The sequence below is a fragment of the Shewanella sp. SM29 genome, assembly GCF_025654245.1.
Classification (GTDB): Bacteria; Pseudomonadota; Gammaproteobacteria; order Enterobacterales; family Shewanellaceae; genus Shewanella; species Shewanella oncorhynchi.
In genome coordinates, this window is the sequence record NZ_JAKKRN010000019.1 from 1 (window position 1) to 16447 (window position 16447).

Consider the following 16447-nt stretch of genomic DNA (forward strand, 5'->3'; position numbering starts at 1 on the left):
CTTGAGTCGTCTACAGTTACCTTTGTGCCTTGTCATGATGGATATCGATTATTTTAAACTCGTTAATGATCGCTATGGGCATCAAGTGGGTGACAAGATACTGCAGCATTTTACCCAATTTATCAGTGCTCGCACGCGCCCATACGATATCTTTGGTCGCTTCGGCGGTGAGGAATTTGCGCTATTACTGCCAGAAACGTCGGTCGATGTCGCGCAGAAAATTGTGACGCGTATGATGTTAGCGCTTGCGAATGAAGATATTTCAGCGATAGTCGCCGATTTTCACTATCAATTTTCGGCAGGAGTGAGTGCGTTAACACCTGTAATTACTCATCATGCCATCGAAGAAAACAGCGGTATTTTAGCGCTTCAGTCTGTGCCTTCACCGATTGAAATCGGGAGTCAGTGCCGTTCAGATGCTGAAAAGCTGGTGGCCGAGGCCGATAAAGCCTTGTACCACGCTAAAACTACGGGGCGAAATCGTGTCGTGGTTTGGGATGATGTGATATTAACGGCTAAAGCTTAGCGAACCCAATGGTTGACGAAATCTAAGCATCGCGATACCAAACCAAGCGATTTCTAAGCCACCCATGATGCGAAACATAGCCTACAACACCAAATCGCATTTACCAAAGGTATTTTTACTGAGGTTGAAAGTCACATTTTCGAGGTTTTTTTGGTCGTTTTGTATTAATTTGCCGATAGTTAGCTGAAATTGGATGAATTAAGTTCGAGCCATATTCTCCACTGCGGTGGATTAATCAATTTGAACACTAAATTATCTCTGCTTCGGTCAGCTTGCCATTAAATGCTGGCAGCTGTGTCGATAATGCCTTCGTCGCTTTTCAAGGTGTTCGCAGTAACAAGTGAGCTCTTGCAAAGTACCCACGGGACCTTTAAATAGCTGTCCGAAATGGTGAGTGAGCTTAAGCCAATGCTCAGGTGGAATATTAAGGCGACTCAGTAAGCTAGCACTGCTCGAACTGATACTCCCGCATTTATCATCGCGAATAATTCTGCCTGTATCGTCGACCAGTTGCAGATAATCTTGTAAATCAAAGTGCAGCCCTTTAGACATATTGTCCCGCTCATTACCGATAAAGGGCAATAATGTTTGAGGTTGTTTGCCTGCGAGTGCCGCGCGGATACGCCGTTGAATACTGGTGAAATCCGACGTTGCTGGTGTTGTGGCTAGATGAGCGCGGATAGGGTTGAGGTCAACATAGGTCATACATGCGAGTACTGCCGCCTCATCGAGTAGGGCTTGGGATTTAAAACGGCCCTCCCAGAAGCGTCCTGTGCAGTTATCCTCTTGATTTGCCTTACGGGCGATAGGTTCATTTAACGCTCGCATAAACCAAGAGATATCACTTAAGCGACTGCGGTATAGAGCGATATGGTGTTTAAGGTTAGCCACGTCATGGGCTTCAACAACGTGCCCTTTGACAAATTGTTGTGTTAATTCAGTGCCTTTAAATACTTGATGCCAATGCTCAAGCACTTCTCTATCGCTCCATTGATTGGCTTGGTAAATATCCACACAGAGTACCAAGTGCAGATGGTTGCTCATCACTGCATATGCTGCAACATCAATAGCAAAGACTTGAGCCAGTTTAAGTAATTGCTGCTCTACCCACTCGCGTCTATGGTCGTAATTTTTACCTGAGAAAAGGTCTTGACCACACAAATAGGCACGTCTGACTACTCGACTACAGCAGTGATAAAAGGGCGTATCTTCCAAACTGACTTGAGTTCTCCTTGGCTGTGGCATCATCACACTCCTTGTGCGGGGAAACAGACACTAAGCCTAGTTGCAAATTTGGTGATTCACCAAGAAGCACCATCAAATTCACAATAATTAACAATGGGTGGCTTAGAAAAACTTGAATAACATCGATTGTTAGATGTGTTCATTTATGATGAAAGTATAAAACGGCGTAGTTTCATCCTCGATTAACTCACGTACTGAATTAAGCTGTAATCGTTTTGATACCGCTTTAAAAAAGCGCAAAGCCAGTTCATTTTCTTTGAACGTAGCGACCAGTATCGGTGTGCTAATCTGCTCAAATATTTGACGGACTACTTCGAGCGCAATCCAACCACCGCGATATTTAGGAAGAATAAAGAGGTCAGCCAGTTCCCAGATAAGCCTTTTTTCATCTTCAACCCATTCTAGTAGAACAAAGCCTATCAATACTTCATTTACCCAAATGAGGTAGGCTTTTGCCTCTTGTGAGTTAACATAGGATTCAAGATCTGAGGCTGTAGAGCCATCATATAACCCATCAATGCCTATATCTTCTTTACTCCAATGTGTTGAATCAAAATAATAAAGTTGGAGCAGACGTTGTAGTGTTGTGGTGTCACTTGTTTTTAAATTGATAAGACTAACGTTTGACATCATTCATCCTGATTACCTGCGTCTTAGTATTGATGCTTGGGCACTGAAACATCCTGTTATCGAGCGTATATAATGGTATAGAGTTTTGCTTTGCTGAGGTAGCTTATTTATTTCAAATGGTTAGTGGCAGGCTGAAATCGACAGAAGTTTGGAACTGTTACAGCTAGCGCACATGCTTTGGCGGATGCTAGCAAATACCGACGTTTAAATTGGCGTTAATTACGCGGCTAACTTGTAGTCTTATCTCAAATCAGCATAATGCTTCGAGCCGTTAAGCTTAACGCTATTGTTTACGGTCGCGGCTTGCGGCACTAACCAGTGCTTGTGGTTAATTAAAGTATCACTATGCACTCGCTCAGCAGCCCCGCAGCAGCTTATAGCGTGGCCTTACTACATTGTTTTATAACGCTCCCTAACACCTTGATAAAGGATTGATTCTCCCTTTGACTCGCTCTCGCCAACCGACATCAAAGCATGTTTCCTCTAAAGAAACCGTCGCTAAGCCTTCTGCCTTAAAAGGCGCCGCTGCGGTGAGTCGACTCGCGTCCGAAGTGCAACGCGCATTTTTGCCCGATGGAGTATTGTCTAAACATATTCAAGGGTTTAGTGCGCGAACAAGCCAAATGCAAATGGCACAGGAAGTGAGTGAGGCGATAGCGGCGAAGGGCAATGTGGTGATTGAGGCGGGTACGGGGGTAGGTAAAACCTTTGCGTATTTGATCCCCGCGATATTGAGCGGTAAGCAAGTCATCGTAAGTACGGGCAGTAAAAACTTGCAAGAGCAGTTGTTTTTTAAAGACTTACCCGCGCTGGTCGCCATGTTGGGGATTGAGCCTAAACTGGCTCTACTAAAGGGCCGCAATAATTATCTGTGCCAGTGGCGACTCGATAAGCAAATGAGCGAGGCGACGCATATCGATGCGCGTTTGTTGGATGATTTGTTGAAAATTAATCAGTGGGCGAGCACCTGTAAAGATGGTGATATTGGCGGTTTAACCTCAGTGCCTGAGAATTCTTCGGCGCTGCCACTTGTGGTCAGCACTAAGGAAAGCTGTATTGGTAAGCGCTGCGATTTTTACGATGCCTGCTTTACCCGCAAGGCGCGCAGCCGTGCCCTGGATGCTAAAATCATTGTGGTTAACCACCATTTATTTTTCGCCGATAGCGTACTGAAAGACACGGGCTTTGCCGAGTTATTACCCGATCCTGATGTGGTGATTTTCGATGAAGCGCATTTATTACCCGATATTTGCGTTAACTATTTTGGCCAGCAATGTTCGAGTCGTACTATCGATGATTTCATTCAAAAGCTACTCGCTATTTATCAGACTGAACTCAGTGATACTGGGCAACTCGCCCAATTTTGCCAGCGTTGCCTCGCTAAATTAAGTGATTGGCATAATCAGTTATATTCCTGCGGCGAATCCGATTGGCGTTTATTGCTGGGCAATAAAGCGCTCGCGGCGGCGTCATGGGATTTATTAGCGGAATTAACCGCGCTGCAGAATTTATTAATGGCCCATATTGGGCGTAGTGAATTGTTAGATGATATCACCATTAAGTTGGCGGAGCTGAATAACAAGCTCAGTGGGTTTTTTAACTGCGATAATAATCTGGCGGCCTACAGCATCGAATTTGGTAGTCGCTTTGTGGTGCTGCGAATTTCACCAATCAATATTGCCCGTGAGTGCCAACAATTATTTGTGCCCGAAACCAGCTGGATATTTACCTCGGCAACTTTGCAGGTTAACCTCAGTCTTGTTCATTTTGCCCGAGAAATGGGTATCGTCGATGCGCAGCAAAGTATTCTCGACAGTCCCTTCGATTATCCCCGCCAAGCGGTATTTTGTGTGCCGAGACAACTTGGGAGCGTGACCAATCAACAGCAAGCATTAAAGCAGTTGGTGGATGTGTGCGTGCAAGCGATAGATGCGGCACAGGGACGGACTTTCATTTTATTTACCAGCCATAAAATGCTCGAACAAGCGGCGCTGGCACTGCGAACTCGCACTCAGTATCCGCTGCTGGTACAAGGCCAAGCGGGTAAACAGAGTCTGCTGACTAAGTTTCGCCAACTCGGCAATGCGGTATTGCTCGGCACCAGTAGTTTTTGGGAAGGGGTGGATGTGCGCGGTAAATTGTTAAGCTGCGTGATTATCGACAAATTACCTTTTGTGTCGCCCGATGAGCCCCTGTATCGCGCCCGAGCTGACAATGTGAGTCGTCAGGGACTCGATCCTTTTACTGAAGTGTCCTTACCTCAGGCCATTATTGCGCTGAAACAAGGTGTTGGCCGTCTTATTCGCGATGAAAAAGATCGCGGTGTGCTGATCCTTTGCGATAATCGCATTGTGAATCGCTACTATGGCCAAGCTTTTTTAAACTCGCTGCCACCGATGGCGCGCACCCGTGACCTAGAAAAGGCATTGGCGTTTTTGAGAACAATCCCCTGAGAGTCGTCTATGGCTTACCTAGCACAATTAAACTTGCCCTATTTGCCTGACATGGGATTCTGAGCTAAGTATTGAGCCGTTACACATATTGTAAGGATATAAAAACGTAGGTAAAAATTGCCACCTGTGAGCAATAGATGGCAAACACCCTTGGAGGTTGGGTCAAGTGGCATCCTGCCTAATGGTTCCATTCAAAATAAATAATTCTTCGGCCTTTGGTTTTAGATTTTTAGTGAATTAATGGCATTCTTTGCAAGCATCTGCTGGTGCTTTTTCTTGATGAGCGATATGGCAATTGGTGCATGTTAAAACGCCATCATGTTTAGTATGAGCTTCACCTGCGAGAGTTTTCATTTCTCCATGGCATGATACACATTGCTGATTTTCAAAAACATAATCTGCTGAAGGTTTTTTATCTTTATGGCAGGATTCACAGTCAGATCTTTCAGAATGACTGTCGGCAAGTGATACCGCCATTAAATTAGTTGAAAAGCACAGTGCGCACATTAGCATCATCTTTTTAAGCATGTTATTTTCCTTTTTTATTGTTGGTTAAATCATCATTCTGAAGCGAGTAAATCACATATCTAGCTATGAAATATGTAACTTGAAGTTGGAACTGTATTTTTCTCGCTGTTTTATTAGTGATATAAACGGAAAGATAATATTGCTTTTGCTTGGTGCGTAAGTTTAATAATCGAGAATTTTACACCTCAAGCTTTAGCAGTCTTGCGTGTGTATAATAGTTTTTTAATATGACAAAACCTTGATCGTTATCAAAGGTTAACGGGTGAGTTATTTTTTAGCGTTAAAGTATGATCAAGGTTATATTGCGGAATGTAAAAGACTAATGATTTAAATCTGGATTATGTAATTTATATTTTTGATGTTTATTTAAAAATTCTATATTTTAGAAAATATATTGATTTTGCTTTTTCTAGTCGGATGTGTGATATTTATTTTGGTCTTAAAACAATAGGCGAAGCCAAAACGGGCTTCGCCTATGATGTTTAATGTTGAGTAGCAGAGCTATAATTACACATTAATTTCTGGCTTGTAGAGCTTAGAAACTTGCAGTTACCCCAGCATAAATACTGCGACTCTTTTGAATATAATCAAGGTCGGTGGCAACTTGGTCACGTTCAGAATCCGTTAGGTTAGTCACGCCAAGCTTCAGTCTAAACATAGGATTAATTTGATAATTCGCACCTATATCGAGCGAGCCATAACCCTCTGATTTGACATTGGCTCGCAAATACTGCTCGCCAGTATAATGGTAGGCGATAAAGGTGGATAAACCATCGAATGCCTGCCATTGCAGTTTTAGGTTATAGCTGTCGTCCGGTGTTAAGGTAAAAGGCGCGCCATTTTGCTTATCTTCGGCATCGGTTTTACTGTAATTACCGTTTAGGCTGAGATCTTGAGTTAAATTGTACCAAGCTTGTAATTCCCAACCAGTGATCTTAGCTTCGTTCACGTTTTGGTAAGTTAATACTGTACCTGGGACTCTATTCCAAGTTTCGGTGATAATTTTATTTTCTACATCGTTATGGAAGTAGGTGATCGAGCCACCAAAATCCGTGGTTTGATATTGGGTCGATAACTCGTAGTTCACTGAGGTTTCGGGTTGAAGATCAGGATTTCCCGCAACGGTACAGGCGCCACGACAAGCGGGGATAATATAATCGGCTTGGGATTGCGCCATATTTGGCGCTTTAAAGGCTTTGCCGCCACCACCTTTAATGACCCATTCAGAGCTTAAGTTATACACTAAATACAAGCGTGGGCTAAATTCGGTGCCGTACACATCGTGGTGATCGACGCGCCCACCTAAGGTGATATTGAGTTCGCCTAAGCTAAATTCATCTTGTAGATACAATGCCGATTGGCTGTCGTCTAAGGTGCCATCACCTAAAATATTGCGGCTATTTTCGAGCTGGGTCCAACGGTATTCTGCACCGCTGGTTAACATGTGATCGCCAAGCAGGACAGTGGTTTGACCGTCGAGATTGTGGTTGGTTTGGGTGATATTACCAATCTCGGCGATTAACGCTGAGTCGTCAGTCACCCCAACATTTTCATAGTAATAGCGCAGGCGAGTATCGCCCCAGTTCCAGTGGCCATTATGGGTCAGACCTGAACTTATCCGCTCCGCTTGTTGGTTATTGGTGAGAATCGTGCCGTAGTTATTCCAATCAGACTCACGTTCATCGTTGGCGTAACTTAAGTCAAATTGCAGATCTTGCTGGTTATCAATCAGCCATTGTAAATTGGCGAGGGCGCTGATTTCATCTCTGTCTTCTAGCGCATCAATAGTGGGTTTTAAGTCCGAGCGCCATGCATCGCGTTTATTGCTGTCAACGATTAAGTTTGCCAGTAATTTATCTTTGATCAGCGCGCCACTGCTGTAGAAATTGTACTTAGTGCTATCGCCACCCTTACCACTGGTAGGTGCATCGTATTGCACGCCAACGCTGGTTTGCCAGTCTTCAGTCGGTTGACGCAGTATGACGTTAACCACACCGCCTAAAGCTTCTGAGCCGTAGAGGGATGACATAGGCCCACGTACAACTTCGATACGTTCAATGGCAGACATTGGAATAGAGGACAAGTCAAAATCGTTGCCATAACCAGAGGTTAATGCTTCGCGGGAGTTAATGCGGCGGCCATTAATCAAGATTAAAGTGTAATCTGAATCCAAACCTCGCAGGCTGATCTCATTGCGGCCATAGGGCGTGCCTTCGCTGATGTTCACACCCTGTAAATAACGGACTGCGCTAGCGAGATCGTCTATGACTAGCGCTTCAAGTTCACTGCGGTTAATCACGGACACCGAAGCGGGCGCCGAAAGCTCCGAGTGTTTAGTTTGTGTTGCTGTGATCACCATGCGTTCCATTTCTGGAGTGGTATCTTGCGTATTTGCAGCACTAGCCCATGCTGCAGGTAATAACAAACATAAACCAATAGCGCGTGATAGCTGGCTCAACATAGGTGTCTGTGTTGCATGAGATAGATGCGAGGTTTGGCGAGTGCGACGGATAAAGCGGGGCATATCATTCTTCCTTCGGTAATTTTGGCGAATGATAATTATTCTTAATTATAGCTTCAAGCTTGGATGTCTCTCTTTTGTGTAAAGGCAGTGTAAATTTTTAGTGTTTAATAACAGTGTGATAGCCCGTATATTCGACGAGTGGCTCGCTGGCATGGTCATCCTGATTGATCGCATTGAGCATAAGGTACTGAGTATGACGATCGTCGGATAAATCACTAAAAAATAGTGAGAATAATCAGAAACTATCACCGCACAAAATTGCGTAACGTAATATGAAGCTATATCAATATGATTAATATAGATATTTTAACTGGCATAAGCTTTGCTGGCGATGTGACTTTATGTTTCGTGGTGCATTCATGTTTGTGACGTGAATAGTCGCCATACAAAATGTATTGCCAATATTTACGGAGAGAATATGAATCCAGCATTTTATAGCCTAGCCACAGTCACTGTTTTAACTTTGTCACTCGCCACTACCGAACCTGCTGTTGCCACAGATACGCCAACATTAGCTAAAGCAGCATCAGTTAAAACGGCTGGGGCTCCACAAGCTGACATTGCGCAGCCCGCTACTGCACTTACAGACACTTTATCTACCCAAATTGCAGCGGTGGATTTTGCTGTGTTCGACAGTTTCAATAAGTGCGCCGTCCCCGCTGAACTAAAGAAACACGCTGATTTTTTCACTGAAGATGTAGAGTTTTACCACGACACGGGTGGCGTCACTTGGAACCGCAAGGACATGATCGCTAATACCGAAAAATATGCCTGTGGCCATTACCGCCGCGAGTTAGTTGCGGGCACGATGAAAGTGTTTCCGGTGAAAGAGTTTGGCGCGATAGAGCAAGGCGTTCATCGTTTTTGCAGCTTTGAAACAGGTAGCTGTGATGGCCTAGCCGACTTTGTCATTGTATGGCGCAAACAGAACGAACAGTGGAAAGCTACCCGAGTGCTGAGCTATGGGCACAGAACCGCCGAGGCCAAAACGGACTAAACCACTCAACCAAAGCTAGCTTTTAACAAAAAATGAGCCTTTAACAAAAAGCTAGCCTCTAACAAAATGCAGTAGTCGATTATTGGCCGGCATAGCCACATCTTGCTTCAGCGTTAGGCCTTGCTCGCTGGCTAAACTGCAAATCCATTCAATATCACGAATGCCGCTGGCGGGATCGCGCTGTTTTAAAAAGGCATCAAACTGGCGATTGCTGTCACTGCTAAATTCGCCTTGGTAGTTAAAGGGGCCGTAAATGCACAGGGTCTTGAGTTGGGGGAGATACAGACCAAGGCCAGTAAAAAACGCTTCAACCATATTTTTGCTCATAATATGCAAAGTGTTTGCAATAAATACGCCATCAATATCAAATGTTAATCCCTTCACCGGCCATGGCGCGGTAACATCAAGGGTAAGTGGTAAGCGTAGGTTTGCCGCTGCATTGGGTCGCTTGCCTTCATGCATACACCTTGCGGTAATGACCTCAATATATTCAGCCTGATCGCTGGTTTGCCAGATTAAATGGGGAAGATTTGCTGTAAAATACACAGCATGTTGCGCTGTGCCACTGCCGATTTCGAGTACATGTTGGTTGAGTGAGAATGCTTGTGTTAATACCGCTAAAATCGGCGCTTTGTTGTTTTCACATGCTTGGGAAAACGGCAATTGGACAAGTGGTAATAGTGGCATAATGGACTCTAGGTTGCTGAGATAAAAAGAGGATGACGCCGCACAAGCCTATCTTAAACCAGCAAAAAGTATAAGGCTTAAAAGATAAAATCAGCCGCGCCTTAACATTCGGAGTCTCTATCTTAGGTACCTTAATTTTAGATCCTTAATTTTAGTGCCTTAATTTTAGGTACCGCCATTTCAGAAGCTTCCATCTCAGAAGCTTCCATCTCAGAAGCTTCCATCTCAAGCACCTCCATTTCAGGTTCTTCAAGAAGGAGCCTGCAGCCAGCTCTACTCCCTTTGTCATGTCCTGCAAAAATAGTTATCGCAATTCACTGTTGACCTCGATCTCAACTTAGATATACTCACAAATTCTGAACGCTTGTAAAAAATATAAAACAACGTCGGTATAATGCCGCGTTAAAACGAGTGCCCAGAACTAAGACTTAACACTCACTTTCAGCCATCAACTTTCAACAGTTAATTTTCAACAGTTAACTTTCAACATCAAGGAATGACCATGCCAGCAGAGCGTTGCGCCTCCTACTACAATGCCACCATTGACCAAGAGTCAGATTATCCTGCGCTTGAAGGCGACATTCGAGTCGATGTAGCGATTGTCGGTGGCGGTTTTACCGGCGTGGCAACGGCGTTGGAATTATCTGAGAAGGGCTATAAAGTGGCACTTATTGAGGCCAATAAAATTGCGTGGGGCGCGACCGGACGCAATGGTGGGCAGGTGACGGGCAGTTTGTCCGGCGATGTTGCGATGACAAAACAGCTGCGCCGTCAAATCGGCAATGAAGCTGAAGATTATGTGTGGAATATGCGTTGGCGCGGCCACGATATAATTAAAAATCGGGTGGCCAAGTACGGCATAAACTGTGATTTAAAGTTTGGTCATATCCAAACCGCTTACCAGCCAAAGCACATGCACGAGCTTAGGGCTATGCATGATGAGGCGCAGCGCCGCGGCATGGGTGAATTTATGACGCTGGTATTCGCCGATGAAATGCCTGCCTATTTAGGCTCGCCCTTGTATCACGGCGGCTTAGTCAATCGGCGCAACATGCATTTGCACTCAGTCAATTTATGCCTGGGTGAAGCCCGCGCGGCAGCAGGTCTTGGGGCGTTAATCTTTGAACACTCACCCGTACTTGATATTGAAGAAGGCGATGTGGCGACTGTTGTCACAGCCAAGGGAAAAGTGCGCGCCAACAGTGTGCTGATCGCCGGTAATGCTTACCATAAACTCGCCCGTCCAAAACTGCGTGGTATGTTATTTCCGGCGTCCTTAGGCAATTGCGCCACTGCGATTCTGCCCGATGATGTCGCTTTGCAAATCAATCCGCAGGATTTAGCCGTGTATGATTGCCGCTTTGTACTGGATTACTATCGCCTGACCGCGGATAAACGGCTGATGTTCGGCGGCGGCACTAACTACAGCGGCCGCGATCCTAAAAATGTGGCTGCGGAATTACGGCCCGCGATTGAGCGTACGTTTCCACAATTAAAGGGCGTTAATATCGAATTTGCGTGGGCGGGAATGGCAGGAATTGTGATTAACCGTATCCCGCAGCTCGGCAAAGTGTCGCCTAATGTGTTCTATTGCCAAGGATATTCTGGGCACGGAGTAGCGACATCGCACATTATGGCCGAGATCATGGCCAATGCGATGGACGGGCAATTGCGTGAGTTTGATTTGTTTGCCGCCATGCGCCATATCCGCATTCCGTTAAATGAATGGTTCGGCAATCAAGCGTTGGCGTTAGGCATGTTGTATTACACTTTGCGGGAAAACTGGCGCTAGTCTGCGCCGTGTTGTCTGCTACCAATCAATCTGCTCAAACAGTATTTAATCCTGCTCGGCGAGTTTTTCGGCAAGGTAATCGACCAATACACGGATCTTAGCCGACAGGTGGCGGTTTTGCGGATAGAGTGCCCAAATGCCTTCTTTGGCTTCGCGGTGACTGTCAAGGAAGGAGAGCAACCGTCCGGTTTGAATATCTTCTTCAATATAATAATCAGGCAGTTGAACTATCCCTATGCCCTTTAGTGCCGCATCCCTTAATGCGTAGCCACTGTTACAATTGAGATTGCCGCGGACTTTAATATTGCGCTCGCGGCCATTTTCTACAAAGCGCCAGTAATTATGATTACCGATCAAACAATTGTGCTGGCTAAGTTCTGATAAGGTATGGGGCTGACCGTATTTTTCCACATAGCTTGGTGAGGCGGCGACATAGTGGGTACGGCTGCTGAGCGGTTTGGCCATCAAACTCGAATCTGCGAGTTTTCCGAGGCGAATGGCCAGATCATAACCGCCTTCAATCAAGTCCAAGGTGCGATTGGTCAAGTCGACGCTAAATTCAACGCTGGGATATTGCACCATAAAATCATTGAGTAATGGCATGATAAATTTCTCGCCATAGGCGACGGGCGCCGTGAGCTTGACTAAGCCTTGGGGTGAGTCCTTTAGGTTTGAGATGGCGCGCTCGGCTTCTTCTAACCCCGTTTGTAATTGGCGGCAGTGACGATAATAAATCGTGCCTTCTTCGGTTAACGACACTTTGCGGGTTGTGCGGTAAAAGAGTTTTGTGCCGAGGCGGTTTTCTAAGGTGCTCACTTGGCGGCTAACGTGGGCGGTGGAGATATTCAGCCGCTGCGCCGCTAGGGTAAAACTTTCGGCCTCAGCCACCGCGACAAATTCAGAAATGCCGTCCCAGAGATACATTGTTGTTACTCAGTAAAAATGAATTGCTTGAATACTAGATTGTCTCTCGCTGAGAAACAAATACAATCCTCCTATTCAGTAGCATCAGTGCAATGGTCGCAAGAATTTGCTTGGCCTGAATTGAATTTATGATACACCAATGACTTACTCCTATTACCTATTCAAGGGACGTAACAATGTCGAACGAAAAACCGCAGTTTATTAAATCAAAGGCCGCAGTGGCTTGGGGACCAGGACAACCGCTTAAGATTGAAGAAGTGGATGTGATGTTACCTAAAGCGGGCGAAGTTTTAGTGCGCATTGTGGCTACGGGCGTGTGTCACACGGATGCCTTTACCCTGAGCGGTGACGATCCAGAAGGCGTATTCCCAGCGATTTTAGGCCACGAAGGCGGCGGTATCGTTGAGCAAGTGGGCGAGGGTGTGACCAGCGTGCAAGTGGGCGATCATGTGATCCCACTTTATACCCCAGAGTGCGGCGAGTGTAAGTTCTGCCTATCGGGCAAAACTAACCTGTGCCAAAAAATTCGTGCGACCCAAGGTAAAGGCTTAATGCCCGATGGCACCACGCGTTTTTATCTTGATGGCAAGCCTATTTTCCATTACATGGGCTGCTCGACCTTCTCTGAATATACCGTGTTACCTGAAATCTCATTGGCGAAAGTCAATAAGAGCGCGCCATTAGAAGAAATTTGTCTGCTGGGTTGCGGCGTGACCACTGGTATGGGCGCTGTGATGAACACGGCCAAAGTGGAAGAAGGCGCAACCGTGGCGATTTTCGGCCTCGGCGGTATCGGTTTATCGGCGATTATCGGTGCTACTATGGCCAAAGCCAGCCGCATTATCGCGATTGATATCAACGAGTCTAAATTCGAGTTAGCCAAAAAACTCGGCGCGACCGATTGCATCAATCCTAAATTACTCGATAAGCCCATCCAAGAGGTGATCGTTGAAATGACCGATGGCGGCGTGGATTACTCATTCGAGTGTATCGGCAACGTCAACGTGATGCGCAGCGCCTTAGAGTGTTGCCATAAAGGCTGGGGAGAGTCGGTGATCATAGGTGTTGCCGGTGCTGGTCAAGAGATTTCAACCCGTCCATTCCAATTAGTTACTGGGCGAGTATGGCGCGGTTCTGCCTTTGGCGGTGTGAAAGGGCGTTCTGAACTGCCACACATTGTTGAGCGTTACATGGCGGGTGAGTTTAAGCTCGATGATTTTATCACCCATACTATGGGACTTGAGCAAATCAATGAAGCGTTCGAGCTGATGCACCAAGGTAAGAGCATCCGTAGCGTGATCCATTTTGATAAATAAGTGGTTTTGCATTGTCAATTGATGCTTCAGTGACAAACCGGCAGACAGGTGCAAATCTGTCTGCTGTGTTGCCAACTGATCAGATGACTAACGCTATGACCAAGCGCTAAAAGATTGAGCTTAAAAGGACTTGTATGACCATAGAAAATATCAGTTGTAACAAGAGTTTCGGTGGTTGGCATAAGCAATATCGCCATCAATCTCAGTCGTTAAACTGCGAGATGCGCTTTGCGATTTATCTGCCGCCTGAGGCGGTGAATAAACCTGTGCCTGTGTTGTATTGGCTTTCAGGTCTAACCTGTACCGATGAAAACTTTATGCAGAAGGCGGGTGCACAGCGCATGGCAGCGGTACTTGGGATGGCGATTGTCGCCCCTGATACCAGTCCTCGCGGTGACGATGTGCCCGATGCGGCGGATAAAGCTTACGATTTAGGCTTAGGCGCGGGTTTTTACCTCAATGCGACAAAAGCACCTTGGAATCGTCATTACAAAATGTACGATTACATAGTCCATGAGCTGCCTAACTTGATTGAAGCGCATTTTCCCGTCACTACCCAGCGCGCTATCTCCGGCCATTCGATGGGCGGTCATGGTGCTTTGGTGATTGGTCTGAGTAATCCGCACAGATATAGCTCAATTTCGGCTTTTAGCCCGATTTCGAATCCGAGTAATGCACCTTGGGGTATTAAAGCCTTTAGCGAGTACTTAGGTGAAAATCGTGAACATTGGCGGCAGTATGATGCCTGTGAGTTGCTTAAGCTCGCGATTAGCGAAGTGCCAGTACTGATTGACCAAGGTGAAGCCGATAGCTTTTTAGATACCCAATTGATGCCACAATCGCTGGTGGATATCGCCCATACCAAGGGTTATCCCTTGGATGTGCGGATGCAAGCGGGGTACGATCACAGCTACTACTTCATCGCGAGCTTTATTGAAGAGCACCTTAAGTTCCATAGCTTGTACTTTAAGCCTTAAATAGCCGATTCAGCAGTCACGCCGATGAGCTAAAACAAAAATGCCGCAACTTTGTGAGTTGCGGCATTTTTTATGGTGCGATTTAAGCGATTAGTGGGAGTGAACTAACACTCAGCACTTAGCACTCAACAATGTTGACTGCTAGGCCGCCTTTGGCGGTTTCTTTGTATTTACTGCGCATATCTCTGCCGGTGTCCATCATGGTTTTGATCACTTTATCCAGTGAAACCTTATGGTTACCGTCACCGCGTAGGGCCATACGAGAAGCGTTGATCGCTTTGATCGCGCCCATGGCATTACGTTCGATACAAGGCACTTGCACTAGGCCGCCCACAGGATCGCAGGTTAAACCTAAGTTATGTTCCATGCCGATTTCAGCCGCGTTTTCAACGTGCTCAACCGTACCGCCCATGATTTCAGTCAGTGCGCCAGCGGCCATAGAACAGGCCACGCCCACTTCACCTTGGCAACCGACTTCGGCGCCCGAAATTGAGGCATTTTTCTTGTACAAAATACCAATCGCAGCGGCAGTTAATAGATAACGGGCGCAGACATCGATATCCACTTCTTGTACGAAGGTATCGTAATAGCATAAAACGGCAGGAATAATTCCCGCAGCACCGTTTGTTGGCGCAGTCACGACGCGATCACCGGCCGCATTTTGCTCGTTGACCGATAGGGCGAATAAATCGACCCAATCCATAGCGGTTAATGGATCGACATTGTTACGGCCTTCGGCTTTCAAACGACGGTACAGTGCAGGTGCACGACGACGCAGTTTTAGGCCGCCAGGTAAAATACCTTCCTTCTGATAACCGCGTTCGATACAGGTTTTCATCGTCTGCCAAATATTCCACAGCTTGGCTTTGACTTCATCTTCAGTGGCTAAACTTAGTTCGTTCGCCATCATTAAAGAAGAAATGCTGAGACCTTGCTCGCCGCATAATTCCAGTAAATGAGCCGCACTCACAAAATCAAAAGGTGCCGATTCAATTTGTGAGGCTGGCGATGCATTACGTTGGCTAATTTCATCTTCATCTAAAATAAAGCCGCCACCCACTGAGTAGTAAGTGCGATCAAAAATGCATTCTCCTTTACAGTAAGCGTACAAGGTCATGGCGTTAGCATGCGCAGGTAGCGTTTTGCGTCTGTGATAGGTAATGCCTTGCTCACGGGTAAACTTAACTACTTTGCCACAGTGCAGCGTTAAGGTTTCGTCCTTGGAGACGTGTTCTAAAATACCGTCGATACTGTCAGTGTCCACGGTTTCGGGATCTTCGCCCATTAAGCCTAAAATCACTGCTTTGCCCGTGCCGTGGCCTTTGCCTGTTTGGCCGAGGGAGCCAAAGAGTTCGGCTCTTAATTCATCAATCTGGGTCACGAGTCCTGAGTCAGTCAGGTTTTGCATAAATATTTTGCCCGCTTTCATTGGGCCGACGGTATGTGAACTCGATGGACCTATGCCGATCTTGAACATGTCAAATACGCTAATCATGATAGAAGTCCTGTTGTGTCTTGTTTATTATTTTAGTCTGAGTGCATGGGATTGCTCGCTCTGCAGATTGAAGCACGCTAATCTTGCGCGTGTACTCTGGTCAGTGGCGGCGTTCTTTCATGCGAAATCTGCTTGTGTGATACTCTAACGCCAGTATCCCATAGATTAGTGTGACAATTCACATTAGTTTTTTTTATTCGTAATAGTTCGGATAAGCTGAACTTAATTGGGACTTTTTTACAGGCCATTTTATGGCCAAGAATACAGGCTTCGACAGCGCTACAAGAGTAGGTGGCTCGCTTTTTTTAGCTTTTTTGTGAGCGTGGACTACTTATGGCTTGAGTGGTTATTTT

General features: G+C 46.0%; 13 protein-coding genes. 6 read left to right on the top strand and 7 right to left on the bottom strand.

Annotated features, from left to right (window positions below; all coding sequences use genetic code 11):
• A partial coding sequence (locus tag L5L77_RS13865) for a GGDEF domain-containing protein (protein ID WP_263222966.1) occupies positions 1 to 526 on the top strand: 526 nt, incomplete at its 5' end.
• Positions 527 to 793: 267 nt separating this feature from the next.
• Here the strand turns inward: L5L77_RS13865 and L5L77_RS13870 are convergent.
• Positions 794 to 1771, bottom strand: a complete 978-nt coding sequence (locus L5L77_RS13870) for a transposase (RefSeq protein WP_263185472.1) — start codon at positions 1769 to 1771, stop codon at positions 794 to 796.
• A gap of 129 nt (positions 1772 to 1900) precedes the next feature.
• Positions 1901 to 2401 carry a GNAT family N-acetyltransferase gene (locus tag L5L77_RS13875; RefSeq protein ID WP_263185420.1) on the bottom strand — a complete coding sequence of 167 codons (501 nt, stop codon included), beginning with the start codon at positions 2399 to 2401 and terminating at the stop codon, positions 1901 to 1903.
• 443 nt (positions 2402 to 2844) lie between these two features.
• Between L5L77_RS13875 and L5L77_RS13880 the strand changes: the two genes are divergently transcribed.
• The gene (locus tag L5L77_RS13880; RefSeq protein WP_263185421.1) at positions 2845 to 4854 is read left to right on the top strand and encodes an ATP-dependent DNA helicase; all 2010 of its coding nucleotides are present in this window, start codon (positions 2845 to 2847) and stop codon (positions 4852 to 4854) included.
• Positions 4855 to 5091: 237 nt separating this feature from the next.
• On the opposite strand, the gene L5L77_RS13885 is transcribed toward L5L77_RS13880, so the two are convergent.
• On the bottom strand, positions 5092 to 5382 hold the full coding sequence (locus L5L77_RS13885) for a cytochrome c3 family protein (RefSeq protein ID WP_028759787.1): 291 nt from the start codon (positions 5380 to 5382) through the stop codon (positions 5092 to 5094).
• A gap of 535 nt (positions 5383 to 5917) precedes the next feature.
• Positions 5918 to 7906 (bottom strand): TonB-dependent receptor domain-containing protein, encoded by a 1989-nt coding sequence (locus L5L77_RS13890; protein WP_263191897.1) that lies wholly within the window; start codon positions 7904 to 7906, stop codon positions 5918 to 5920.
• A gap of 418 nt (positions 7907 to 8324) precedes the next feature.
• Between L5L77_RS13890 and L5L77_RS13895 the strand changes: the two genes are divergently transcribed.
• Positions 8325 to 8903, top strand: a complete 579-nt coding sequence (locus L5L77_RS13895; protein ID WP_263191896.1) for a nuclear transport factor 2 family protein — start codon at positions 8325 to 8327, stop codon at positions 8901 to 8903.
• Between the two features lie 51 nt (positions 8904 to 8954).
• On the opposite strand, the gene L5L77_RS13900 is transcribed toward L5L77_RS13895, so the two are convergent.
• On the bottom strand, positions 8955 to 9590 hold the full coding sequence (locus L5L77_RS13900; protein ID WP_263185423.1) for a class I SAM-dependent methyltransferase: 636 nt from the start codon (positions 9588 to 9590) through the stop codon (positions 8955 to 8957).
• A 502-nt stretch (positions 9591 to 10092) separates the two neighbouring features.
• Between L5L77_RS13900 and L5L77_RS13905 the strand changes: the two genes are divergently transcribed.
• Positions 10093 to 11382, top strand: coding sequence for an NAD(P)/FAD-dependent oxidoreductase (locus L5L77_RS13905; RefSeq protein WP_173244619.1), 1290 nt, complete (start codon positions 10093 to 10095; stop codon positions 11380 to 11382).
• 45 nt (positions 11383 to 11427) lie between these two features.
• Here L5L77_RS13905 and L5L77_RS13910 read toward each other — a convergent pair whose 3' ends face one another.
• Positions 11428 to 12306: a LysR family transcriptional regulator gene (locus L5L77_RS13910; protein ID WP_028759792.1), complete on the bottom strand. Its 879-nt coding sequence runs from the start codon at positions 12304 to 12306 to the stop codon at positions 11428 to 11430.
• Positions 12307 to 12482: 176 nt separating this feature from the next.
• On the opposite strand from L5L77_RS13910, the gene L5L77_RS13915 reads away from it, so the two are divergent.
• Both L5L77_RS13915 and fghA read left to right on the top strand, forming a co-directional pair.
• The gene (locus L5L77_RS13915; protein ID WP_014610474.1) at positions 12483 to 13622 is read left to right on the top strand and encodes an S-(hydroxymethyl)glutathione dehydrogenase/class III alcohol dehydrogenase; all 1140 of its coding nucleotides are present in this window, start codon (positions 12483 to 12485) and stop codon (positions 13620 to 13622) included.
• Between the two features lie 134 nt (positions 13623 to 13756).
• On the top strand, positions 13757 to 14599 hold the full coding sequence (gene fghA, locus L5L77_RS13920; RefSeq protein WP_011919405.1) for an S-formylglutathione hydrolase: 843 nt from the start codon (positions 13757 to 13759) through the stop codon (positions 14597 to 14599).
• 118 nt (positions 14600 to 14717) lie between these two features.
• Here the strand turns inward: fghA and L5L77_RS13925 are convergent, their stop codons facing one another.
• Positions 14718 to 16094 (bottom strand): L-serine ammonia-lyase, encoded by a 1377-nt coding sequence (locus L5L77_RS13925; protein ID WP_028759794.1) that lies wholly within the window; start codon positions 16092 to 16094, stop codon positions 14718 to 14720.
• Between the last annotated feature and the right edge of the window lie 353 nt (positions 16095 to 16447).